The organism is Streptomyces sp. NPDC005774, assembly GCF_042871645.1.
Lineage (GTDB): Bacteria > Actinomycetota > Actinomycetes > Streptomycetales > Streptomycetaceae > Streptomyces > Streptomyces pratens.
Genome location: NZ_JBIAIV010000036.1, coordinates 1 through 23,674 on the forward strand (window position 1 = coordinate 1; position 23,674 = coordinate 23,674).

Annotated in this window: 19 protein-coding genes and 4 pseudogenes; 14 read left to right on the forward strand and 9 right to left on the reverse strand. The window is 71.2% G+C overall.

Going from position 1 to position 23,674, the window contains the following annotated elements:
• The 5 genes and pseudogenes from ACFYQA_RS27050 to ACFYQA_RS27070 form a co-directional block, all read left to right on the forward strand.
• Nucleotides 1-429, forward strand: a 429-nt coding sequence (locus ACFYQA_RS27050; RefSeq protein ID WP_388922920.1) for a transposase, incomplete at its 5' end; no start/stop codon positions are given.
• A 382-nt stretch (nt 430-811) separates the two neighbouring features.
• Nucleotides 812-1,429, forward strand: a complete 618-nt coding sequence (locus ACFYQA_RS27055) for a dirigent protein (RefSeq protein ID WP_388922923.1) — start codon at nt 812-814, stop codon at nt 1,427-1,429.
• A gap of 52 nt (nt 1,430-1,481) precedes the next feature.
• Nucleotides 1,482-1,571 (forward strand): annotated as a pseudogene (locus ACFYQA_RS27060) (IS5/IS1182 family transposase); the annotation flags it as partial.
• A gap of 281 nt (nt 1,572-1,852) precedes the next feature.
• Nucleotides 1,853-2,014: a hypothetical protein gene (locus tag ACFYQA_RS27065; RefSeq protein ID WP_388922926.1), complete on the forward strand. Its 162-nt coding sequence runs from the start codon at nt 1,853-1,855 to the stop codon at nt 2,012-2,014.
• Between the two features lie 34 nt (nt 2,015-2,048).
• Complete coding sequence (locus ACFYQA_RS27070; protein ID WP_388922929.1) at nt 2,049-2,675, forward strand: hypothetical protein; 627 nt, start codon at nt 2,049-2,051, stop codon at nt 2,673-2,675.
• Nucleotides 2,676-2,843: 168 nt separating this feature from the next.
• On the opposite strand, the gene ACFYQA_RS27075 is transcribed toward ACFYQA_RS27070, so the two are convergent.
• On the reverse strand, nt 2,844-4,652 hold the full coding sequence (locus tag ACFYQA_RS27075; RefSeq protein WP_388922932.1) for an acyl-CoA dehydrogenase: 1,809 nt from the start codon (nt 4,650-4,652) through the stop codon (nt 2,844-2,846).
• Nucleotides 4,653-4,891: 239 nt separating this feature from the next.
• Here ACFYQA_RS27075 and ACFYQA_RS27080 point away from each other — a divergent pair.
• Nucleotides 4,892-5,615: pseudogene (locus ACFYQA_RS27080) on the forward strand (IS6 family transposase).
• 65 nt (nt 5,616-5,680) lie between these two features.
• Nucleotides 5,681-6,030: pseudogene (locus tag ACFYQA_RS27085) on the forward strand (transposase family protein); the annotation flags it as partial.
• A 5-nt stretch (nt 6,031-6,035) separates the two neighbouring features.
• On the opposite strand, the pseudogene ACFYQA_RS27090 reads toward ACFYQA_RS27085, so the two are convergent.
• The 5 genes and pseudogenes from ACFYQA_RS27090 to ACFYQA_RS27110 form a co-directional block, all read right to left on the reverse strand.
• Nucleotides 6,036-6,509 (reverse strand): annotated as a pseudogene (locus ACFYQA_RS27090) (SDR family NAD(P)-dependent oxidoreductase); the annotation flags it as partial.
• Nucleotides 6,510-6,600: 91 nt separating this feature from the next.
• Entirely contained in the window at nt 6,601-7,080 is a 480-nt protein-coding gene (locus ACFYQA_RS27095) for an NUDIX domain-containing protein (RefSeq protein WP_386407592.1), read from the reverse strand.
• A gap of 75 nt (nt 7,081-7,155) precedes the next feature.
• Nucleotides 7,156-8,760 (reverse strand): apolipoprotein N-acyltransferase, encoded by a 1,605-nt coding sequence (gene lnt / locus ACFYQA_RS27100; RefSeq protein ID WP_388922935.1) that lies wholly within the window; start codon nt 8,758-8,760, stop codon nt 7,156-7,158.
• Between the two features lie 174 nt (nt 8,761-8,934).
• Nucleotides 8,935-9,480 (reverse strand): hypothetical protein, encoded by a 546-nt coding sequence (locus tag ACFYQA_RS27105; protein ID WP_388922938.1) that lies wholly within the window; start codon nt 9,478-9,480, stop codon nt 8,935-8,937.
• 100 nt (nt 9,481-9,580) lie between these two features.
• A complete protein-coding gene (locus tag ACFYQA_RS27110; RefSeq protein ID WP_388922941.1) occupies nt 9,581-10,423 on the reverse strand; it encodes a glutamate racemase in 843 nt (280 codons plus the stop codon).
• On the opposite strand from ACFYQA_RS27110, the gene ACFYQA_RS27115 reads away from it, so the two are divergent.
• A complete protein-coding gene (locus ACFYQA_RS27115; protein WP_388922944.1) occupies nt 10,424-11,599 on the forward strand; it encodes a glycosyltransferase in 1,176 nt (391 codons plus the stop codon).
• 119 nt (nt 11,600-11,718) lie between these two features.
• Here the strand turns inward: ACFYQA_RS27115 and ACFYQA_RS27120 are convergent, their stop codons facing one another.
• Nucleotides 11,719-13,005, reverse strand: coding sequence for a TerD family protein (locus tag ACFYQA_RS27120; protein ID WP_388923131.1), 1,287 nt, complete (start codon nt 13,003-13,005; stop codon nt 11,719-11,721).
• A 291-nt stretch (nt 13,006-13,296) separates the two neighbouring features.
• On the opposite strand from ACFYQA_RS27120, the gene ACFYQA_RS27125 reads away from it, so the two are divergent.
• The 4 genes from ACFYQA_RS27125 (at nt 13,297) to ACFYQA_RS27140 (ending at nt 18,102) form a co-directional block, all read left to right on the forward strand.
• Nucleotides 13,297-13,728 carry a DUF6643 family protein gene (locus ACFYQA_RS27125; RefSeq protein WP_388922947.1) on the forward strand — a complete coding sequence of 144 codons (432 nt, stop codon included), beginning with the start codon at nt 13,297-13,299 and terminating at the stop codon, nt 13,726-13,728.
• A 117-nt stretch (nt 13,729-13,845) separates the two neighbouring features.
• On the forward strand, nt 13,846-14,676 hold the full coding sequence (locus tag ACFYQA_RS27130; RefSeq protein ID WP_388922949.1) for an MOSC domain-containing protein: 831 nt from the start codon (nt 13,846-13,848) through the stop codon (nt 14,674-14,676).
• Between the two features lie 280 nt (nt 14,677-14,956).
• Nucleotides 14,957-15,562, forward strand: coding sequence for a hypothetical protein (locus tag ACFYQA_RS27135; protein ID WP_388922952.1), 606 nt, complete (start codon nt 14,957-14,959; stop codon nt 15,560-15,562).
• Nucleotides 15,563-15,669: 107 nt separating this feature from the next.
• Complete coding sequence (locus tag ACFYQA_RS27140) at nt 15,670-18,102, forward strand: right-handed parallel beta-helix repeat-containing protein (protein WP_388922955.1); 2,433 nt, start codon at nt 15,670-15,672, stop codon at nt 18,100-18,102.
• Between the two features lie 34 nt (nt 18,103-18,136).
• Here ACFYQA_RS27140 and ACFYQA_RS27145 read toward each other — a convergent pair whose 3' ends face one another.
• Nucleotides 18,137-20,515, reverse strand: a complete 2,379-nt coding sequence (locus ACFYQA_RS27145) for a hypothetical protein (RefSeq protein ID WP_388922958.1) — start codon at nt 20,513-20,515, stop codon at nt 18,137-18,139.
• Nucleotides 20,516-20,804: 289 nt separating this feature from the next.
• On the opposite strand from ACFYQA_RS27145, the gene ACFYQA_RS27150 reads away from it, so the two are divergent.
• Complete coding sequence (locus ACFYQA_RS27150) at nt 20,805-21,644, forward strand: DeoR/GlpR family DNA-binding transcription regulator (protein WP_388922961.1); 840 nt, start codon at nt 20,805-20,807, stop codon at nt 21,642-21,644.
• Between the two features lie 132 nt (nt 21,645-21,776).
• On the opposite strand, the gene ACFYQA_RS27155 is transcribed toward ACFYQA_RS27150, so the two are convergent.
• Nucleotides 21,777-22,925 (reverse strand): PLP-dependent cysteine synthase family protein, encoded by a 1,149-nt coding sequence (locus ACFYQA_RS27155; protein ID WP_388922964.1) that lies wholly within the window; start codon nt 22,923-22,925, stop codon nt 21,777-21,779.
• A 354-nt stretch (nt 22,926-23,279) separates the two neighbouring features.
• Here ACFYQA_RS27155 and ACFYQA_RS27160 point away from each other — a divergent pair, with 354 nt between their 5' ends.
• Nucleotides 23,280-23,603, forward strand: coding sequence for a hypothetical protein (locus tag ACFYQA_RS27160; RefSeq protein WP_388922967.1), 324 nt, complete (start codon nt 23,280-23,282; stop codon nt 23,601-23,603).
• Nucleotides 23,604-23,674 lie beyond the last annotated feature (71 nt).

A 23,674-nucleotide genomic window follows, 5' to 3' on the forward strand; every position in this document is an offset into this window, starting at 1 on the left:
GGGCGGCTCCGAAGGGCCAAATCCTTCATCTCCCGCACAGCACCATTTCCAGAAGCTGTTCCTACAACCAACTCCCTTTCACGTTCAGGACACAACGTCTGCGACAACTACGCCACGCACAAGACCCCCGCGATCAAGAAGTGGCTGCTGGCCCACCCCCGCTTCCACCTGCACTTCACACCGACCGGATCGTCCCGGCTGAACCTCGTCGAGCGGTGGTTCGCCGAACTGACCAACAAACAGATACGGCGAGGCGTCCACAAGTCCGTCCAGGCCCTGGAGAAGGACATCCGCAACTGGATCGCCGCATGGAACACCGGCCCCAGGCCCTACATCTGGACGAAGACCGCGGACGAGATCCTCGAACGCCTCGCCAGCTATCTGAACAGAATTCCTGGCTCAGAGCACTGGATCAGGGGGCTGAGGTGATCAACCGGGACCTACATGCTCAACCGGACAGGCATGCTACACGCAAAGTCCCTGCCCCTTGCCCCTGGGAAATGCACCCCAATGGCCCCAATCTTGGCCCTCTGTTGAGCACGTTGCCATCACTGCCATTAGCGTTGCCGCCAGACGGAGGGTCCGTCATGTAATGAATTCGGACGAAATTCGTCACGACCAGAGTGAACATGACGAACTCTCCCAGTAATGCCGCGGGCCTTCTCGTACGTTCTCGCCCACGCCGCCCAGATCTGCTCGGGTGCCTTGCCTTCTGTGGACCGACCCAACGCGTCGCTGTCCGGCGGCATCGGCGTCGGACAAAGCCTGGGCGGCCCTGACTCTGTTCATTCCCACAAACACGGAGGCGACCGTGGGCTTCGCTGGCCGGCCTTTCATATTCCTCGCCGTTGCGGTTCTCGGCAGCTCTGCCGGGCTCGCTCTCATCGGATCTGCGTCGGCCGACGTGGTCCCGCAGAAGACGGCCCCGACTGCGGCAACCCACCCTGCCGAAGGCTCCTCGGCGAAAAGCCGCACCATCCGCGTGAAGGCCCGGCTGCAAGTCGGCGAAGAGCTGGATCTGGGTACAACGGGCCGCAGCGTCGGCGACCAGTTCGTCTTCAGCGGGAATCTGGTGTCGACCGAGGTACCGGAAGAACGCTTCGTCGGACGCTTCGGCGGGTTCTGCGTCATCACCGGCCTCGAACGCAACGCGGGACAATGCTCGTCGACCGCGGTGCTGCCGGAAGGACAGATCACCGTCCAGGGCGAGCAAGCCGGAATTCCGGCACCGAGCCCGGTCGTCAACGCGATCACCGGAGGCACCGGGGAGTTCCGTAAGGCGCGCGGCCAAGTGACACAGCGGGTGTTGACGCCGGCGGCCTGGCAACTCACATTCGAAGTTTTCGACGTGCAGCCTCATCGAACCGGGGACGGTCGCAGTCCGTCCGAGGTGCCGATGCCCATGCCTCCGTCCTTCCCTGGCAAGTAGCTGCGTCAGGCAGTATCGACGCCGCCCGGGATGCAGCGGCGAGAGCAGGTGACTCCTCCGTAAACTCCGGTGCTCGACCACCCGGACCACCAGCGTCGTCCAAGCCGTCCTCACCCTGCATCTGGCCAGCTCAAACCGATGACGGAAAAACCTCACCCTGCAGCGCACTTCACCCTATTCCACCCAAAGAGCGCCGAATAAACCGTCCCGTCCCCGACCTGTGGAAAGCGTGCGGCGGGGTGGCGTGCCAACTGGAACACTGCCGCGGTTACGATCGTGCCGGCGATTACCTGGTTGCGCGTATGGTCCCGCAACTCGACACGAGACCAGCCGACGATGACGACCAGGAGGAACCCCAGGGCCGCCCACGCACCGTAGGTCTGCACGAGCATCGCGCAGGCGCCTGCTGAGACAGCCTGGTGCATGGAGATCTTCCAGACCAGACGCGATCATCGCGTCCAGGGCCCGGACGACACCTCTCACTCACTGCGTCACGCGGCCAAGGACCAAGGCCGGGCTCGGCTCCCGGCCGCCCGCGCCCGCGGAGCCGGCATCCTCACCGTCCTGTACGAACCCGGCGCCTGACCACCCGCACCGCCGATGAGCAGAAAGAACCGCGATGCAGATCCTGGTGCCTGACGATCCGGTGTTCATCAGCAAGTTCATCGCAATCGAGCAGCCCCTGCTGTACTCCCTGTACTACTTCTATCTGTCCGATCTCGATAGCACCCAGGCCAAGCTCATCAGCACCGCCTATGACAGCTGGGACCAGATTCAGCAGCGCCTTCCAATTCCCCTGCAGTGGCAGATCACCGCGGCGGGCGGCTGCCAGCAGCACTTGGCCGCGGGCTACGTCCTTCACGACCTCAACAGCAGGGAGCTGCCGAGCCTGTACACCATGGATCTGCCGCTCGACCAGCTGCACACCTTGCAGGCCTGTCACAGCATGCTGGCCCAAGTGGAGAAGACGACCGACGGGCCATTGGCGGAGGCTCTCACCGAGTTGGCGGACCAGGGACCGGACCTCGTCGACGACTTCCGGCGCGCGCTGGAGGTGATGAATCTCAAGGCCCCGCAGCGTCTGCTGGAGGCCCTCCAGCGCGCGTCGGCCGCCGGACCGGTCATGACCCTCATCCTCGATGAGGCCCTGCGAGCTGACTACCACGACTTCTGTAGCCGCGTCGTGTACGTCCTGAGCGGCGGTGACAGGTTCACCTACACCTCCCACCTGGCCTTGTACCCCTGATCCCCAGCTCAGGGCCTTTACACGGCGGGGCTCGAAAGGGCGCTGCGTCTGCAGGAAACGCATGTCGCGCCCTTTCGAGCACGGTCTCATACAAGCCGCCTGGCAGGTGGTGAGAGGGCAGAGCCCCGGCGAGGCGTGCCGGTCCCACCGTTCACGGCGGCGCCGTGACTATGCCGGTACGAGGGCAGCTGAACTGTCGGCGTGCAGCATGGGGTGGTTGTCCAGCAGTTCCTCCGGCACGTCGAACCCTTCGATCAGCGTCAGTGCGTGGGGTTCCAGGGCTGCGATTACGTTGTCAATGGCGTCGGGCAGTTGTTGTACCTGGTCTGCGGTGATCCGCCCCTGGGCCAGCAGGTCGCCGCTGTGCGCGGCGATTTGGCGAAAGGCGAACAGCCGGTGCAGGTCGGTGAGCAGTTGCCGGGTCTGTGCGGTACCGGCCTGGTCGGCCGAGTGGGACAGTGCCTGGCCGGCCAGGCGATGGGCGTGCGCGTCGACGAGTTGGAGCGCAGGAGTGACGGTTGTGTTCCACCGCGCCAGGGGTGAGGGGGCGCGGCCGGTGCGGAGGCGGGCGCGGGCCCGCTCGTGCCATATTCGCTCGATGTCCGCCAGGAGGTCCTGCGGGTACTGCGGATCATTCAATGAGCGCTGCTCGGGCGGAATGTCGCTGATCGGCTGGGGCGTGGAGCCGCCGAGGAGCATTTCACCGGCGGCCTTGACCCAGATGACCTTGTTGTCGCCTTCGGCGGTGATGGTGCCTTCGTTCGCGGCGAGCTGGCCGGCGATGCCGTTGGCCAGGATCAGGCCCTGGGCACCACAGCGTTCACGGCACTCGGTCATGATGGCGCGGGCCTGCCAGGTGATCCACCCCTTGGTGACGGCGATGAGCCGTTCGCACTGTTCCAGGTCGCTGTCTGCCGCGTCGGCCCACTGCTGGGTGACGCTGCGTTGCAGGAGGGTGGCGGCGTAGGCGGTGGCGGTGGCTTCCAAGAGGGGTGCGTGGTGGCTGCGGTGCGCGAACAGTGGAACCTTGTGTCCGCTGGTCATGCCGGAGGTACGACGGTTGTGTGCGTGGCGGATGGCGACGGTCAAGGCGTGGCGGGTGGTGCCCAAGCTGTAGGCACTCATGCAGAGCTTGCCCATGGTGACGCGGCCGATGGAGCGTAGAAAACGTTTGCGAGGGCTGCCGAGGCTGCTGGTGAAGTGACCGTCACGGGTGAGACGTCCGTGGTCGCCCTGAAGGAGTGCGGTGTAGGGCAGTTGGAGGTGGTGGAAGCTGGTGGAGCAGTGGTCGACGGGGCTGCTGGCGGTCTGGGGCAAGCGGCGTATCTCAATGCCGGGCGTCGGTGTGCCGTGGGCATCGTGTATCGGGGTCAGGAACAAAAAGACGCCCAGGTCGCGGTCGTCGACGAGGAGGCGGGCGGCGACCACGGCGTCCTTGGGCCCTCCCACGGGGCTGGTGTTGGGCATCCACTTGCAGGCATCGGGGCGAGGGGTGTTGAGGACGAAGCCGCCTGTGTCCCGGTCGAAGGTGCAGGTGGTTTCCATCTGGGCGGCGTCATTGCCATGCGCAAGCTCGGTGCACAGAAACGTTCCGACGCGAGCCATCTGCACGTACTCGGTCAGATCCCGATCGTCGTGGTCGTGATCGAGGAGGCTGCCGAGGAAGAGGTTGTAGTGGATGCTGGCGCAGGTCGCCATGCCGGCGTCGACGACACCGGCCCACTCGTGCATCGCGCTCAGCGCGGCAGGGTCGCTGGCGAAGGCCAGCGGATTGTCGATGGCGTTATTGACCAGACGCAGACGCTCATACGACAGCCGGATGCGCGCCTCGTCGGTGAGCCCTTCCTGATAGGAGAACGGTGCAGAGCTGAACAGCCGCATCCACGCATGGTGGAAAGTCGCGGTGCGGGTACCGAACAGAGCGGTGGCGAGTTCGTCCGGCAAGGGCTGCGGGCGAGAAAGCTGAGTGTCGATCACAGACGCACAGGCTACCGTTGTTGATCACATCATGATCATCGCCACGATTGAGAGAGCTCGGGGGGCACGGTGATCAACATCGGCGGGACAGGCGTCTTCCTCGGTCTGGACGCCGGCAAGAGCACGCATCACCGACACGGACCGACCGCGGCCGGGAAAAAGGTCTTCGACGGCGCTGTCACGTTGGCTGACCGAACCAGGGTGATCTTGGAGTTGGTCGTACCGGGAGGGGTTCGCTCGTGTCGTCCGCGCCGCCGTCGCACAAGGGGCACCGGTACCCGGTGGGGGTCATCGCGCACTGCGTGTGGCTGTACCACCGCTTCCCGCTGTCGTTCCGCGAGGTTGAGGGGCTGATGCTCGAGCACGGTGTGCTCGTCTCCCACGAGACAGTCCGCCGCTGGTGTGCGAAGTTCGGCCGGGGCTACGCCAACAGCCTGCGCCGCCGGCGTGCGAGGCCGGGCGACAAGTGGCACCTGGACGAGGTCTTCATCAAGATCACCGGCGAGCCGAAGTGCCTGTGGCGGGCCGTCGACGCCGACGGCAACGTGCTTGACATCCTTCTCCAGGGCCGAAGGGAAAAGGCCGCGGCCCGGCGCTTCTTCCGCAAGCTCCTGAAGAAGTCCCGCGCCGTGCCGCGCGTGGTGGTCACCGACAAGCTCCGCTCCTACGGCGCGGCCCACCGCGAGGTCATGCCCTCCGCCGAGCACCGTTCCCACAAGGGCCTGAACAACCGGGCCGAGAACTCACATGAGCCCACCCGGCAGCGCGAACGCGCCATGAAAGGCTTCCTTCCGTAGCGTCGGCGGAGCCCAGCGGTTCCTGGCCGCGTTCAGCGGCATCTCACCCCACTTCAGGCCCCGCCGCCACCTGATGACCGCCACCGGATACCGCACCGGGATGGCCACCCGCTTCGCCATCTGGGACCAGATCACCGGCGCCACCTCCCCGCCCACCGAGGCCTGACCCGAAACTGCCACCCGGTCCCACCACGCCCTGACACATCATCAACTGTGCACACCCCCGCCAACGTGACAACGCCCACCCGACACCTGGCCATACGCCGCCGGAAGATCGGCTGCTCGCTGGCGACGCCTGACGACAGGGCGGCAGGCACTGCTGGTCCTGGCCCGCCTGCGGTGCGGCGACACCTGCGCCCGCCTGGCCGCCTCCTTCGGTATCGGCATCGCAACCGTCCACCGCTACATCCGCGAGGTCGTCGAGGTCCTGGCCGCACTCGCGCCCAGCCTCGCCGAGGCGGTGCGGGCCGCGAGCCGCCCGGCGTTCGTGCTCCTGGGCGGCACGCTGCTGCCCATCGACTGGGGGCACCTTCCGGCCGAAGGCTGGGGGCATCGCCGCCGACCGCCCCTTCTACTGGGGAAACACCATTCCCTCGAGACCATGTTGGGCGGACACATAGGCGGACTTGTAGGTCGAGGCGCGCAGCCCATGGACCGGGGACACATTGACGATGCGACCCCATCCCTGTCCGTACATGTGGGGCAGGGCGCCGCGGATGAGCCGGAACGGTGCCTCGAGCATCACGGTGAGCACCGTGTGGAAGACGGCGGGCGGGAAGTCCTCGATCGGGCGGACCAGTTGCAGCCCGGCGTTGTTGACCAGTACGTCCGTGCCCGCGGCGGCGAGTTCGGCGGCGTCCAGGTCCATGAGGTCGAGGACATACGGCTCGATGCCGCCGCCGAGGTCCCGGGCCTGCTCGGCCAGCGCCTCCAGGCCGGCGGCGTCCCGGTCGACGGCTCTCACCTTGGCCCCGGCGGCCGCGAGCCGCAGCGCGCAGGCGCGGCCGATGCCGCCGGCAGCGCCGGTGACGAGGGCGGTACGGTCACCGAGGTCGAGCAGGGGGCCAGGGGTGTGGAGAGGGTGTGGGGCTCGGTCATGTCCCGACCCTAGGCAGCCCCCTAGCCCACCCCATGTGGTTGCGCCCCACAGTTCAGCCAGAAGTAGTGGGGTCGAACCATGTGGGTGCGTCGGCCATGGCTTGCTTGATGCGGAAGCGCCCGAACTCGTTCAGCTCCGGCAGCGCGTCCACGGCGAACCAGGCGACGTCCAGTGATTCGTCGTCGTTGACCCGGGCCTCACCGCCGACGGCACGGCAGCGGAAGGTGATGTCCATGTACTGGCAGATGTCGCCGTTTCCGTACGTCACCGGGTTCAGCGCCTGGACCAGCACGACCCGCTCGACGACGCAGTGCACCGCGGTCTCCTCCTCGACCTCGCGCACCGCGCAGGCCGCGGGCTGCTCACCCGGGTCGGGGATGCCGCCGAGCACCGACCACTTGCGGGTGTCGGACCGGCGGTTCAGCAGCACTCTGCCCTCGTCGTCGAAGACGATGGCGGTGACCCCGGGAAGCCAGAGCAACTGGTGACCGGCGGAGGCGCGCAGGGTACTGATGAAATCAGGAGTAGCCATGCCCCCGACCTTAACGGGCAGGTCGGGCCGCTCCACGGCGCTTCAGGGGGCGTGCGTCCTCCGTACGACCGCGCGTCACCGGCGTGTCCGCCCGCGCACACCGGTGCCGACGGCCCATCCCAAGCCACCCGCGGCGACCAGGACGAGGGCGATCTCGGGGAGTACGCCGAGGCGGGTGGCGGGGGTCCGGGAGGAGCGCAGCGGCACCTCCTGCACCAGGGAGTCGGCGACGAACATGCCGGTCTTCCGGCTGACCGTCCCGTCCGGCATGATGATCGCGCTGACACCGCTGGTCACCGGGACGGTGACGGTGCGGCTGTGCTCGACGGCGCGGACCCTGGACATGGCGAGCTGCTGGTGGGTCATCTCGCTGCGGCCGAAGGTCGCGTTGTTGCTGGGTACGGAGATCAACTGGGCGCCGTCGGTGACCGTGTCGCGCACCGCCCAGTCGAAGGCCGCCTCGTAGCAGGTGACCAGTCCCACTCCGGTGCCGGCCATGCTGAACACACCGGGTTCGGTGCCCCGGCTGAAGTCCTGGCGGACCATCGACGTCCACTCGTCGTTGATCGCCCCGACCAGGGAGCGCAGCGGAAGGTACTCGCCGAAGGGCTGGATCTGCCGCTTGTCGTAGGTGCCGACGGGGCCCTTCGCCGGGTCCCAGAGGACCTGCTCGTTGAGCAGCTTGCCGTCCTTGCTCACCACGGCGCCGACCGAGATCGGGGCCCCGATCGCCCGGGCCGCGCGGTCGATGACGGCACGCGCGTCGGCGTTGGTGAAGGGGTCGATGTCGGAGGAGTTCTCCGGCCACAGCACGATGTCGGGCCGCTCGGCCCTGCCCGCGTCGACGGCGGCGGCCAGGCGCTCCGTCTCGCGCGCGTGGTAGTCGAGGACGGCACGTCGCTGGGAGTTGAAGTCGAGCCCCAGACGCGGCACGTTGCCCTGGACGACCGCGACGGTCGCCGTGCCGTCCTCGGCCGTGTCGCTCACCAGTGGCCGGGCGGCGACCGCGGCCACGAGGGGCACCGTCACGCTCAGGGCGCCGACGGCCGCCGCCACGCGCCGCACGGTCCCGGTACGGCGGGCGTCCAGGGACACGCGCGCGATCTCGTACAGGCCGAAGCCGCACAGGACGACCGCGAAGCCGAGCACGGGGGTGCCGCCCAGCGCGGCGAGTGGCAGGAACACGCTGTCCGCCTGCCCGAAGGCGACCTTGCCCCAGGGGAAACCACTGAACGGCACGCGCGCGCGTGCCGCCTCCCCCGCGGTCCAGAGAGCGGCGGCCCACACCGGCCATCCGGGCAGCTTCGAGACCGCGGCGACACCCGCGCCGACCAGCGCCACGAAGACCGCCTCGATCGCGGCGAGGGCGATCCACGGCCCGGGGCCGACCTCCACACCGGTCCACACCAGCAGCGGCAGCAGGAAGCCCGAGCCGAAGAGACAGCCGAGGCCGAGCCCCGCCTTCCAGCTCCGCCCGCGCAGCAGCAGGCCGAAGACGGCGAAGGCGGGCAGCGCCAGCCACCACAGAGTGCGGGGCGGGAAGCTGACGTAGAGGAGCAGCCCGGAGAGTGCTGCCGCTGCGGCCGGAACGAGACGCACGAGCCACCGGTGCCACGCGCTGGGCGCGGTCTGCGGGGGCATCAGGTCCGACTCGCCGACGGAGGTTGCGGTGACGGTCACTCCGCGAGTCTACGGCGACCGACCTGGGCGCCGACCGGGCCGGCCGTACGGGGGCGGGCCTGCTCGCGGGACTCGCGACGGCCCGTCCGCTCACCTCCGGCGCACCGGAACGGCCGGCGAGCACTCCCGTACGCGAGACCCGGCGCACACCGTGACCGCCCCCGGCGCGGTGGCTCAGCCTGCCGGGTCCGGCCGGTGCGGGTGGAGACGGGCGCGGATGACGGTCACCGCCGCCTGCGCGTCGTCCACGGTGATCGTGAAGGTGTGTCCGTCCCACAGTCTCAGGGCGATGCCCTCGCCCCGGCGCACGACGACGGCGGTGCCCTTCTCCGGCCTCCAGCGGTAGCCCCAGCCGCCCCAGTGCCGCGGGGTGACGTGCGGGACGAACTCGGCTCCGGCGACGTGCGACAGCGGGATGCGGCGGCGCGGCACTCCGATGTGGCCGCAGCGCACTTCCAGGTGGTCCTCGTCGACACGCAGGGCGACGTGCACGAAGGCGAGTGTGCCGAACAGGACCAGCAGCCCGGCCGCGATGCACCCGACGACGGCCATGGCCAGCGGCGCGACGCCGCTCGACCAGGCCGAGTCGACGGCCAGCACGATGCCGAGCGCCATGCAGGCGGCGCCGATCAGCGCCAGCAGCCACTGCATCCGGTTGGTCGCGCGACCGGTCCAGACGTCGGGGTGCGGGGTGTGGGCGCCGCGGGGGTGGTCCCTCATGCCTTCGAGATTACTCACGTTTCGCTTCGCGGGGACCGCGGTGCCCGGCGCCACTGCGCCGACCGGGTGTGCGAGGGGCCGGGGCGCGGGTGACCGGGGCTCACCCCGTGGGGGTGACCTGCTGGAGAAGCCGGCCTTCCGCGTAGGCGAGAGCGGGCGGGGGCAGCGCGCCCTCGCGTCCGCTCAGCAGCACGGTGAGGGTGCCGGTCGCCGGGGCCTCGGGGGCGGGCTGCTCGCCGAGGCGGCGCAGGGTCTGGGCGGCGACCGCTCCGGCGGAGCCGTGCAGGACGAGCGGCGGCAGGCCGGGGCGCTGCACGGCGGCCCGGATGCGTTCGGTGACCAGTTCGTAATGGGTGCAGCCCAGGACGACGGTCGTCACATCGTCCGGGGTGAGTTCGGCGGCGGCGGCGACGGCGGCGGCGATCGCGCTCTCGTCCGCGCGTTCCACGGCCTCCGCGAGTCCCCAGCACGGCACCTCGGTGACGTCGACGCCGCCGGCGAAGTCCTGGATGAGGTTCCGCTGGTACGGGCTGCCGGTGGTGGCCGGGGTGGCCCAGATCGCCAGCGGTCCGCCGCCGGCCGCCGCCGGCTTGATCGCCGGGACAGTGCCGACGACGGGCAGGGCCGGTTCGAGGCGGGCGCGCAGGGCGGTGAGCGCGTGCACGGTCGCGGTGTTGCAGTTGACGATCAGGGCGTCGGGCCGGTGCGCGGCAGCCGCCTCGGCGACGGCGACGGCGCGGGCGGTGAGGTCCTGCGGGGTCCTGGGTCCCCAGGGCATGCCGTCGGGGTCGAGGGAGAGGACGAGATCGGCGTCGGGGCGGAGGCGCCGTACCGCTGCGGTGCCTGCCAGCAGGCCGATTCCGGAGTCCATGAGCGCGATCTTCACCCGGTCACGATAGTCGATGGGCCGTGTCCGGCCGCTCGTCCGGGGCAGACTGCGCATGTGAGCGCCCTTGCGTGGACCGCCGTCGCGTCCCTCGCCGTCTGGCTGTGGCTGCTGCTCGGCCAGGGCTTCTTCTGGCGTACGGACGTCCGGCTGCCGCCCCGGCGGGAGCCGGAGGCGTGGCCGTCGGTGTGCGTGGTCGTTCCCGCGCGGGACGAGGCGGCGGTGTTGCCGGTGAGCCTGCCGTCGCTGCTGGCCCAGGACTATCCCGGGCGGGCGGAGGTCTTTCTCGTCGACGACGGCAGTACGGACGGCACCGGGCGGCTCGCGCGTGAACTGGCGGACCGGCACGGGGGGCTGCCGCTGACCGTGGGTTCGCCTGGGGAGCCGCCGCCCGGCTGGACCGGCAAGCTCTGGGCGGTGCGGCACGGCATCGCCCTGGCCCGTGTGCGTGCGCCCGAGTACCTGCTGCTCACGGACGCCGACATCGCGCACGCGCCCGACAGTCTGCGGCGGCTGGTCGCGGCGGCCCGCACCGGCGGGTTCGACGTCGTCTCCCAGATGGCGCGGCTGCGTGTGGAGAGCCTCTGGGAGCGGATGGTCGTACCGGCGTTCGTGTACTTCTTCGCGCAGCTGTATCCGTTCCGCCGGATCGGGCGGAACGGGTCGCGGACGGCCGCGGCGGCCGGGGGCTGTGTGCTGCTGCGCGCGGAGGCGGCCGAGCGGGCGCGGATCCCGGATGCCATCCGGCAGGCCGTCATCGACGACGTGGCGCTCGCGCGGGCGGTCAAGGCCGTCGGCGGCCGGGTCTGGCTGGGGCTGGCGGACGGGGTGGACAGTGTGCGCCCGTACCCGCGGCCGGCCGACCTGTGGCGCATGGTGTCGCGCTGCGCGTACGCGCAGTTGCGGCACAGTCCGGTGCTGCTGGCGGGTACGGTCGTGGGTCTTGCGCTGGTGTACCTGGTACCGCCGGTGGCGGTGGTCGCGGGACTCGCGGCGGGGAGCGCGCCTGCCGTGGCCGCCGGTGCGGCGGCCTGGCTGGTGATGACGGGGACGTACGTCCCGATGCTGCGCTACTACCGGCAGCCGCCGTGGCTCGCTCCCCTGCTGCCGTTCACCGCGTTCCTGTACCTCCTGATGACGGTCGACTCGGCGGTGCAGCACTACCGGGGGCGGGGGGCGGCCTGGAAGGGCCGCACCTACACGCGTCCGGGCGCCGTGCCGGACGAGGGCTGAGCCGGCGGCCCGTCAGGCGCCATGCCGGTCGTGGGCCATGGGCTGCCGGAGCCGCTCGCGGCCGGGAATCACTCGCGGCCGGGAATCACTCGCGGCCGGGAATCACTCGCGGCCGGGAATCACTTGCGGCCGGGGGTCCAGTTCATGCCCCAGCCGTAGGCGCGGTCGACGGTGCGCTGCGGGCTGACGCCGCGGTCGGGCACCAGGTAGCGGGCCTCGCGCTGGACGACGAGGTCGTCGCCGGTGTTGGTGATGAGGGCGAGGGCGCACACCGTCGAGGGGACGGTGCACTCGTCGAGCGAGAAGTCGATCGGGGCGCCGTGCTGCGGCTGGAGCGTGACCGTGGCGTGCAGGTCGGCGAAGGAGCGGGCGCCCTCGTAGATGGTGACGAAGACGAGGATGCGGCGGAAGTACTGCTTGTGGTCGAGGCTGACGGTGAGGTTCTCGCCGGAGTCCACGGCGCCGGTGCGGTCGTCGCCGTCGAGGTGGATGAAGGGGGGCCGCTGCAGTGACCCGTACGCGTTCCCGAGGGCCTGGACGACTCCCTTGCTGCCGTCGCTGAGTTCGAACAGGGCGCACAGGTCGAGGTCGAGGTCGGAGTGCATGGCGACCGGACGGCCCAGCTTGCCCGCCCAGCCGGAGAACTGTTTGCGCACCTGCCAGTTGAGGTTCACCCGGAGGGCGCCCGAGGTTCCGCCCTGCTTGGTCAGCGAGACGGAGGGAGCGGCCTTGGTGAGCGTCACCTTGGTGAGCCGGACCGGCGACGCGGCGGGAGGCGCGGCCGACGGGGGCGGGACGGCCGGCCGGGCCGCCGGGGGAGGCGGCGTGGTGACCGGGGGTGCCGGGGTTGGTGGAGCCGCCGCCGAGGAGGCGGGAGCGGCGTGCTGCGGCTCGTCCACGGTGATGCCGTAGTCGGTGGCCAGTCCCTCGAGTCCGCTGCTGTAGCCCTGTCCGACGGCGCGGAACTTCCAGGCGCCCTGGCGGCGGTAGAACTCGCCGAGCACGAAGGCGCTCTCGCTGGTCGCGCCCGTGCTGTCGAACCGGGCCGCGACGGTGCCCTGCGCGGCGTCCTTGACCTCGATGTACAGGCCCGGTATCCGGCCGAAGGTGCCGCCGTCGGAGGAGGCCGCGAGGATCACCGTCTCGATGCCGGGCTCCACGCGCGCGAGGTCGACGAGGACGGTGTCGGTGACCTGCCCGCCGGCGTTCCGCTTTCCCTCGTGCCGGACGGCTCCGGAGGAATGGGCGGGCTGGTTGTAGAAGACGAAGTCGGCGTCGGAGCGGACCTTGCCGCCGACCAGCAGGAGCGCGGAGGCGTCCGCGTCGGGTACTCCGGGGCCGGCGCGCCACCCCAGTTCCACCCGGAGTGCCGTGGTCGGCACCGGCGTGTTCGATCCCTTCGACATTGACATGTCCGCCCCCATCACGTGTCACCTCGCCAGGCGATACCCGGCATGCGTCGTGCTCTGTCCGCACAACCTAATACCCGCGCGCGGGAACTCCCACGGGGCATGCGCGCAGAGGCCGATCGCCCCGGGTAACCCCGCCGGAACTCGGCTTTTACCAGATGACCATCAGGACGTACAGCCGTTTCATCCAACTTCGCCCGAATTAGCTATCCCAGGGCGCGTCGGACACGGAAAACAACCCTCTTATCGGTCTCCCCAACCAGCACATCGTGGGCTTAACTTATGGCCATGACCTCCCCCCGCTCCACTTATGGCGGCGGCTACTACTCCGCCTCCTTCCCGGACACCCCGATCTACGACTCCCTCGTGGCCGAGCGGGGCACCCCGCAGATCGCCCCGATCCGGGTCCCCTCCGTCTACGACGCGCCGGGCAGTCATCTGCCCGCGCTCCCGTCGGCGTTGCCCGCACTCCCGGCGGCCCCCTCGCAGCCCGCCTACGGTTATCCGCAGGCGCAGCAGCCGGCCCCGCTCCAGCAGGCGCACGCGCCGTACATTCCGCAGCAGGCCACCACGCCGCGCGGTTACCCCGGGCCCCAGCCGCAGCAGCCGCGCCCGGCCGCGCCCGGTGCGGGATACGAGGCCATGCGCCCCGCGGCACCGCGCCCGACGCCGGCTCCGTACCAGGACCCGTACAACAACCAGCAGTACCGCGGGTACTGAGCAGTACCCGGCACTCACCGGGTACTGAGCCGTTCCAGGCGGTGAGCCCCGGGCCCTGAGCCGTCCTGCGGGCCGCCGACCCCCAAAGCCGTCGTCGCCGGCTGGCACGATGGCTCCATGGGGAACGCGCTGCTGCACTCGATTCACGTACATCCGGTCAAGGCCTTCCGGAGCCTGCCCCTCCGGGAGGTCGTCGTGGAGCCCTGGGGACCGGCCGGAGACCGGCGCTGGATGCTGATCGACGACGGGGGAAGGGTCGTCACACAACGCGGGCATCCGCGCCTCGCACTGGCCGCTGCCGAGCTGTTGACCGGCGGCGGTCTACGGCTGTCCGCGCCCGGCGGGGCCCCGATGACCGTGTCCGTGCCCGCGCCGGGCGGCCGCACCGAGCGGGTGGAGATCTTCCGCGACAAGATCGACGTGGTGCCGGCCGAGGACGACGCCGTGCACGCCTGGTGCAGCGCCTTCCTCGGCGCCGACGTACGTCTGGTGCACCTGGACGACCCCGCCACGCGCCGGCCCGTCGATCCCGGGTTCGCGCTGCCGGGCGAGACGGTCAGCCTCGCCGACGGCTATCCCCTGCTGCTCACCACGACCGCGTCCCTCGACGCGCTCAACGCCCTGGTCGCCGGGGGCGATCACGCGGAGGAAGGGCCCCTGCCCATGAACCGCTTCCGGCCGAACCTGGTCGTCGAGGGCACCACGGCCTGGGCCGAGGACACCTGGTCGCGCATCACGGTCGGCGAGGTCGCCTTCCGGGTCGCCAAGCCCAGCGGCCGGTGTGTGGTGACGACCACCGATCAGCACACCGCCGAGCGCGGCCGGGAACCCCTGCATTCGCTCGGCAGGCACCGCCGGTTCGGCGACCGGCTGGTGTTCGGGCAGAACCTGGTGCCCCTCGCGCCCGGTACGGTCCGGGTCGGCGACCCGGTCACGGTCCTCGCCTGACGGATGCGGCGCAGACCCGCCCGCCGTACGGCTCCCGTCCCAGGGGTCTGTCCCGGCGCTCGTGCGCACCGCCTCGCCCGGCGGACGCCGTGTCGATTCTCCTCCGTGCCCGCCCGGTTCCCCGAGCGGGTGCGGGAACCGCCTCCCGGGCCCGCCCGTTGGCCTTTCCGAGAAGTCGATGAGAGGGCCTCGGGGTGACGTCCCTCTCTCTTCGGCGGATTCTCGGGGGAACGGCTCCGCTGCGGCGTTATTAAGGACGGAGGGGAAGGGGGTGCGGCCGGTGCGGGTGATCAGCGGGCTCTGGCGCTGGCGGCACAATCCGCTGTGCCGCCCGACCGACCTGGCCGAGGGCCGGCTGGCGCTCGTGGCGCTGCTGCTCGTTCTCGTCGCCGCTCCGCTCGTCGGTGCCCTCGCCGGGGACGTCACCGAGGACGCCCTTCAGCGTTCCGTGCGCGAACAGCACAAGGCTCGGCACCAGGTACGGGCCACGGTGGTACGGATTCTCGAGCCCGCCCGTCCCGACATCGCCCCGGAGGGTTCGTCCGGCCAGGCCCTGCGCACCCGGGTCATGGCCCGCTGGACCGCCCCGGACGGCACCGGGCACCAACGCCCGGTCCTGGTGCGTCTGAAGGACCCGCGCCCGGGCGGGTCCTTCCCCCTGTGGACCGACGGCGGGGGCCGCACGACGGCCCGCCCGCTGGACACCGCGACGGCGACGACGCACGCCGTGCTCGCGGGCTTCGGCGCGGCCCTGCTGACGGCGGCCCTGATCGAGGGCGCGCGACGGCTGACGGTCCGGCGCATGGTCCGGCACCGGTACGCCGCCCTGGACCGGGCATGGGACAAAGCGGGCCCCGACTGGGGCAGGACCGGCACCGGAAGCTGACCGCCTTCCGCCTCTGGTCAATCCGGCGGCCGTGCGCACGCTACGGTGGTCCGGCCGAAGGAATCGACGAAAACCCGCGTACGACGAGGTGGGGGCACAGCTACGCCATGGCACAGGGCACGGTCCAGGTGACGCACACCGGCACATCGCGGTGGCGGCGCCGCACAGGTGAGTACGCGTCGCTCGCCGCGGCCCTGGAGGCCGCGGCCGAAGGCGACGTCCTCACCGTCGCTCCGGGCACCTACCGGGAGAATCTCGTCGTGGAGCGGGCGGTGACCCTGCGCGGTCCCGAGGGCTCGCCCGGCTCGGTGCGCATCGCGCCCCTGGACGGGGTTCCGCTGACCGTACGCGCTTCGGCGGTGGTCCAGGACCTGCACGTGGAGGGGCAGGACGCGGCGGCGCCCGCCCTGCTGGTCGAGGACGGTACCCCGGAGCTGCGGAACATACGGGTGGTCACCCGGTCCGCGGCCGGCATCGAGGTGCGCGGCGGCGCCCGGCCGACGGTCCGCCGTTGCACGGTCGACAATCCGGCGGGGGTCGGCATAGCCGTGCTCGACGACGGGGGCGGTGTGTTCGAGGAGTGCGAGGTCGTCGCCGCCGGGCAGGCGGGCGTCGCGGTACGCGGGGGCGCCCGTCCCCGCTTCGAGCGCTGCCGCGTGCACCATGCCGCGGGCTCGGGCCTGACCGCGACCGGGGAGAACTCGGCGCTCGAGGCGGTGGGCTGCGAGGTCTACGAGGTGCGGGGCAGCGGTGTCCAGGTGACCGGCCGGGCGACCGCGCACCTCACCGACTGCGATGTGCACCGCACCACCGGCGACGGGGTCACGCTCGACACCGACGCGGTGCTGACGCTGGCCGACTGCCGTATCCACGACATCCCGGAGAACGCGGTCGACCTGCGGTCCCGCTCCGTGCTCACCATGACCCGTACCACCGTGCGGCAGTTCGGCCGCAACGGCCTGTCGGTGTGGGACCCGGGCACCCGCGTGGACGCCAACCAGTGCGAGATCTTCGACAGCACCGGCGACTATCCGGCGGTGTGGGTGAGCGACGGCGCCACCGTCGTCCTGGACTCCTGCCGGGTGCACGACGTGCCTGACGCCCTGTTCGTCCTCGACCGCGGTTCGCGCGCGGACGTGGTCGACAGCGACCTGTCGCAGGTGCGCAACACCGCCGTGTCGGTGAGCGACGGTGCCACCGCCCAGCTCGACGACTGCCGGATCCGGGAGGCGGCCACGGGCGCCTGGTTCCGGGACCACGGCAGCGGCGGCACCCTCAACAACTGCACCCTGGAAGGGATGCAGACCGGTGTGATCGTCACCAAGGGCGCCGACCCGACCGTGGAACGCTGCACCATCGACTCCCCCACCGAGGCAGGTGTCTACGTCTCGGCCGGCGGTCGCGGCAGCTTCCTCGACTGCCGGGTCACGGGCAGCGGAGGCTACGGCTTCCACGTGATAGACGGCAGCCGGACGACGCTGCGCAAGTGCCGCACGGAACGCTGCGCGCGCGGTGGGTACGAGTTCGCCGAGAGTGGCGCGGCTCCCGGCACGGGGGGCCCGGTGATGGAGGACTGCACCAGCGACGAGAGCGGCAGCCTCGCGTCACCGGCGGCACCGGCGCCTGTCGTGCAGACCACGGGGCACTCCCCCGGCCTCCTCGGCACCGTCCCCGGGCAACCCGCCGAACCGGCCCCGCCCGGCCCGGTCCCCGGGCCGGAGAAGGAGCTGCGCCCGCCGAAGACCGTGCTCGGCGAACTCGACGCACTGGTGGGACTGGAGAGCGTCAAGCGGGAGGTACGGGCCCTCACCGACATGATCGAGGTGGGCCGGCGCCGGCAGCAGGCGGGGCTGAAGGCCGCGTCCGTCAAGCGTCACCTGGTCTTCACGGGTTCCCCGGGCACCGGCAAGACCACGGTCGCTCGGCTGTACGGCGAGATCCTCGCCTCCCTCGACGTGCTGGAGAAGGGGCATCTGGTCGAGGTTTCGCGCGTCGATCTGGTCGGCGAGCACATCGGCTCGACGGCGATCCGTACCCAGGAGGCGTTCGAGAAGGCGCGCGGCGGTGTGCTGTTCATCGACGAGGCGTACGCGCTCTCCCCCGAGGACTCCGGGCGTGACTTCGGCAAGGAGGCCATCGACACGCTCGTGAAGCTGATGGAGGACCACCGGGACGCGGTCGTGGTGATCGTCGCGGGGTACACGGCCGAGATGGAGCGGTTCCTGTCCGTCAATCCGGGTGTGGCGTCCCGTTTCTCACGGACCATCACCTTCGGCGACTACGGGGCCGGTGAGCTGTTGCGGATCGTGGAGCAACAGGCGGAGGAGCACGAGTACCGGCTGGCGCCGGGTGCCTCGGAGGGCCTGCTGAAGTACTTCACGGAGATGCCCAGGGGCCCTGCCTTCGGCAACGGCCGTACGGCGCGGCAGACGTTCGAGGCGATGGTGGAGCGGCACGCGAGCCGGGTCGCCCAGCTGCCGGAGCCGAGCACGGACGACCTGACCCTGCTCTTCGCCGACGACCTGCCCGAGCTGCCCTGATCCGGACGGCACCGCACGCGTCGCGACTCGCCTCTCACGCCGTGGGCGCCTCCGTGCCGGTGCGGGCGCCGTCGTCGGGGTCTCCCGTGCAGCGCGGTGCCGGGACGTCCGGTCGCAGCCGGGCGAGCAGCCGCCGGCGTTCCTCGGCGAAGGCCGGGTCCGCCTGGTAGTCGGAGTGGCCGAGGATCGGGGCGGGCAGTGGGTGGCTCCCGGTACGGCCGTACGCCAGCGGGTCCTTGAGCGGGGGACGGTCCACCTCGGGGCCGCAGTCGCCGGGCAGCCGCACCGGGCCGCCGATGGGGTCGGTGCGGCGGTGGAGGTTGCGCCAGCAGTCGACGTCCTGGTGCAGCGCGCCGAGCGCGTCCGGTCCGAAGTGGGCGGGGAACCAGCGGCCGTACAGCCGCTCCAGCGGGGAGCCGTAGGTGAGCAGGGCGACGCGCCTCCGGGTGGACGGGGTGAGCTGCCAGGCCGCGGCTGCGGCGAGGACGCTGCCCTGGGAGTGGCCGGAGAGCACCAGGCGTCCGCCGGTGGTCCGCGTCCAGGTCTCGATCCGCCAGGTCAGGTCGGGCACGGCGCGTTCGGCGTAGCAGGGTGGGGCGAAGGGGTGGGCGGCGCGCGGCCAGAAGGTGCCGACGTCCCACAGAATGCCGATCGTGCGCCGCGCGGAGGCGTCCTTGTAGGCGCGCCGGCCCCAGGTGACGAACAGTATGAAGCCGAGTCCGATCAGCCAGGAGCCCAGCGCCTGCGCCGTTTCGGCGGCGCCGTGGACGACGGCGTAGGTTCCCTGTGCGGCCTCGCCCGGCGTGCGGTCGGTGGCCAGCGCGCCGACGAGGGCGCCCGCCCCCAGCAGCAGGGTGGCGGCGGAGGTGACGGCGAGGATGCGGGGTCCCCGGTCGGTGAGGGAGGCCATGGCGCGGGCGTTGGCGATCCGCCGGGTGCGGGCGGGGTCGCCGGTTTCGCCCGGGAACTCGCGTGCCACGGCGGCGCGCTCTTCGCGGGCGATGTGCCAGGCCCGCCGGGCCAGCCAGCAGCAGAGCCCGAGGATCAGGACGAGCAGCGGCGGGATCACGGCCGCCTGCCAGGTCAGGACCACCGGCGGCCCGGGGATCGACGTCCCGGTGCCGTCCAGCCAGTCGGAGACGCGCTGGGCCACGCCGCCGGACATCACGCCGCCCAGCGCGCAGGCCAGCATCACGACGGCCGGTCCGGCCAGGCCCCGCATGGCGGCGCGCCGGTCGGGGGCGCTGCGGTGCAGGGCGTGGGCGACACCGGCGAGGACGATCACGAGCAGGCCCTGGACGAGGGCGATCGCGCCGAAGGTCATGTCGCCGGGGAGCCGGCCCGCCGATTCCCAGCCGGGGCGGCGCCATCCGGCGTACACCAGGGTGAGGGCGAGCAGGAGGAGCGCGGCCAGGGGCAGCAGGCGCAGCAGGTGTGCATCGAGGGCGTCGTCGAGACGGCGGTCGGTGCGGCCGCGGCGGCAGACCACGCACACCACGACGGCCGCGGCGGCGAGCAGGGCTGCTTGCACGAGGGGGCCGAGGAGGGCCAGTGCCGCGGATCCGCCCGCTGCGCGGTCGTGCCGGGCGGCCGCGAGGGCGAGGGCGAAGGCGACGGTGAGCAGTCCGGCGGCGGTGTGCGCGGCACGAAGCCGGGCGACCAGGCGACGGCCGTACCAGAAACCGGGCCGGCTCAGGGCGGTGGGGCCGCCGTCCTCGGGCTCGGTTTCGTGGGTCATCGGCTGCTGGGACTCGTACGCGCTCCAGGTGCGCAGGGACAGGTACCACAGCAGCCCGGTCAGGGCGGTGGGCACCAGGGCGGCGAGGCCGAGTCGACGGCCCGGCTCGCTCCACCAGCCGTCGTCCGATGCCTCGGGGGAGAGGAAGCCGAGCCAGGAGTGCCGGTCGGCGCACGCCTGCGTGCCCGCGCACTGCCAGGCCGCCAGGTCGAGGGCGACCTGGCACGCCGCCGCGACGAGCAGCACCGTCAGGCTCAGCCCGGCCAGCCGCACCAGCAGTCCGTACAGCCGGGTGAGGCGTCTGCGGCCTCGGGCCGCCGGGCGCATCCAGTGGGCGAGGTTGACCACCATGAAGGGCAGCAGCAACAGCCACAGGGCGCGGGTGCCGTTCCCGGAGGTGAGGTTGCACCAGACGTAGGCCTCGGGGACCGGTCCGTCCCGGTGGCCGGCGGGCGGGCGCTCCGCCCGGACGTCGTCGGCGCGCCGGAATATGGCGGCGACGTCGTCGCCGGCGATCCGCACGGTGCGCGGATCGTTCAGCATGTCCTGCGGGGTGGCGCCGCCCACTCCGTGGACCAGGAGTTCCAGGGCGGTCCCCGAGTCCTTCGGCCGCTCGGCGGGGCCGTCCGTGGTCTCGGCCCGCTCGGCCGGTCTTTCTTCCTGCGTATGTTCCACCGCTTCGCACTTCCCCCCGTGACACGCCGTCGGATCCGTCCGTGCGGGCAACAGGATCCCCCCGCCGGAGCGGCTGACACCTCTCCTCACGGAATCTCCCCGATCCGGGTGACGAACGGGCAACCCGCGGGACAACGATGACATGTCCGCGACGAAAGCCGGGTGCGCCGCCCTTGCCCCGGCATGCGAGGATGGGACGCCGACGCACCGGCGGCGGGAGGAACGTGCCAGTCGGACCGGGTGTGCGGGGCGTGTCTGACGGCTTGGCGGCGAAAGGACCGGAGCGTACGTGAGCGAGAATCAGAACCTCCTCGCGGAGCAGCGGCGCACCCTGATCCTCGACGAGGTCCGGCGCCGCGGCGGAGTCCGGGTCAATGAACTGACCCGCAAGCTCGGCGTGTCGGACATGACGGTCCGCCGCGACCTCGACGCACTCGCCCGGCAGGGCGTGCTGGAGAAGGTGCACGGCGGCGCGGTCCCGCTGGTCGAGGCCAGCACCCATGAGCCCGGCTTCGAAGCCAAGTCCGGTCTGGAGCTGAGCGCGAAGGACGACATCGCACGAGCGGCGGCCGAACTGGTCCCGCCGGGCGCGGCGATCGCCCTCTCGGGCGGTACGACGACGTACGCGCTGGCCGGTCAACTGCTCGACGTGCCCGACCTCACCGTGGTCACCAACTCGGTGCGGGTGGCGGACGTCTTCCACGCGGCACAGCGCACCTCGGACCCCCGGCAGGGCGCGGCCACGGTCGTCCTGACCGGCGGTGTGCGCACGCCGTCCGACTCACTGGTGGGGCCGGTGGCCGACCAGGCGATCGCGGCGCTCCACTTCGATCTGCTGTTCCTCGGTGTGCACGGGATATCGATCGAGGCCGGGCTGTCGACGCCCAACCTCGCCGAGGCCGAGACGAACCGGCGTCTGATGCAGTCGGCGCGACGGGTGGTCGTGGTGGCCGACCACACCAAGTGGGGCACGGTGGGCCTGAGTTCGTTCGCGTCCCTGGACCAGGTGGACACGCTGGTGACGGACTCCGGACTGCCGGCCGAGGCCCGCGACGAGATCTCCGAGCACCTGCCGCGCCTGGTCGTGGCGGGCGAGCCCGAGGAACCGGCGGAACCCTCGGACGCCTGACCGGGCCCCAGGGACTCGGTTCCCGGCCCCCGGCCCCTCAGCTCCTCCGGCTCTTCAGCTCTTCAGCTCTTCAGCTCTTCAGTCGGAAGTCACCCGACACCATGGGATCACGCGGCCGTACGCGTGCGGCGGTCACCGTCGGTCCGGCCAGGTTCCTGTCCGCAGCAGCGTCTCGATCATCGCCGTGTACGGAGCGACGTCCAGGCCCTGGGCGGCCAGCCAGGCGTCCGAATAGTACTTGTCGAGGTAGCGGTCCCCCGGATCGCACAGCAGCGTCACCACGCTCCCCGGCCGCCCCTCGGCCACCATCTCAGCGACGATCTTCAGCGCGCTCCACAGCCCGGTGCCGGTGGAGCCGCCCGCCTTGCGCCCGATCGCCTGCTCCAGGGAGCGTACGGCGGCGACGGCGGCCGCGTCGGGGACCTTCATCATCCGGTCGATCGCACCGGGCACGAAGCTCGGTTCCATGCGGGGCCGGCCGATGCCCTCGATGCGGGACCCCCGGTCGCAGGTGACGTCCGGATCGCCGGTGGTCCAGCCCTCGAAAAAGCAGGAGTTCTCGGGGTCGGCGACGCAGATGCGGGTGTCGTACTGCATGTAGTGGACGTAGCGGGCGAAGGTCGCCGAGGTGCCGCCGGTGCCGGCCGTGGCGACGATCCAGGCGGGCTCCGGATGGGGCTCCAACCGCAGCTGGCGGAAGGTGGATTCGGCGATGTTGTTGTTTCCCCGCCAGTCCGTGGCGCGTTCGGCGTAGGTGAACTGGTCCATGTAGTGGCCGCCGGTCTCCGCCGCGAGGGCGGCCGACGCCTCGTACATGGTGCGTGGGTCGTCCACGAAGTGGCACCGGCCGCCGTGGAACTCGATCAGGCGGCACTTCTCGGCGCTCGTCGTGCGCGGCATGACGGCGATGAAGGGCACCCCGATCAACTTCGCGAAGTACGCCTCGGACACGGCGGTCGAGCCGCTGGAGGCCTCGATCACCGGGCGGCCCGGACGGATCCAGCCATTGCACAGTCCGTAGAGGAAGAGCGAGCGGGCGAGCCGGTGCTTGAGGCTGCCGGTCGGGTGCGTCGACTCGTCCTTGAGATAGAGGTGCACGCCCCACCGCTCCGGCAGCGGGAAACGCAGCAGGTGGGTGTCGGCCGACCGGTTGGCGTCGGCCTGGACCCTGCGCACGGCTTCTTTCAGCCAGTCGCGGTAGCCGGGGTCGCTGTGGTCGGCGTCGAGGGTGGTGCCGTCCACGGTGTGCCGGGGCTGTGGGGACTGCTGGGGAATGCTCACGACAGGGCTCCTTACGCTGAGCGCGCCGACGGCGTCCAGCACGGTCGACACACCGATCATAGAACCCCATGAACCGCCCCTCACCTGCATAAAAACCCCTTTGGGGAGCTCAAAGGAAGGCCTGGGTCCCACCTCGGCGCCACCTTCCGGCATCCGGCACGCGACCGTGGGGGGCGCATTCGCGCGAGTGCTTCGGACGCCCCCGGAAGGGGAACGTGCGTACTGGTGCTCAACGGCGGGGGCGGGCAGACTGCCCGCGGAGCAAAGTCCCGGACGGGAGCACACTGGATCAGGACGTGTACCGGCCCATGGAGCACGGTCCGGTACACCGACGCGCACAAGGGGGCGGGTGGCATGGCCGAGCTGGAGTTCACGGCCAGGGGCGTGCGGATCGGCAGGCGGCTGCGGTCGCTCACCCGGGCCGGACAGGTCCGGATCAGCAACGGCAGGCTCGAGCTGCTCACCAGCTACGGAAGCGAGATCGACAGCGCGCCGGTGCAGGCCGTACGCGCCTCCCGGCCCTGGTTCACCCCAGAGGGCCGCGCCCTGGCCGACCTCAACGGCCACCGGTACCTGCTGACCCTGAGTGACCACGACCCGGCGCCGGGCGAGCCGGGCCCGCCCGCGGCGCGCCGCTTCATCGAAGCCGTACGCCGGGCATCGGGGCGCGGCGCCTGAGATGCCCGCGAGTTGCGCCGCCCCAGGCCCTGCGCCACTCTGTTCTCACGTCACTCTGGGTTTACCGGCGA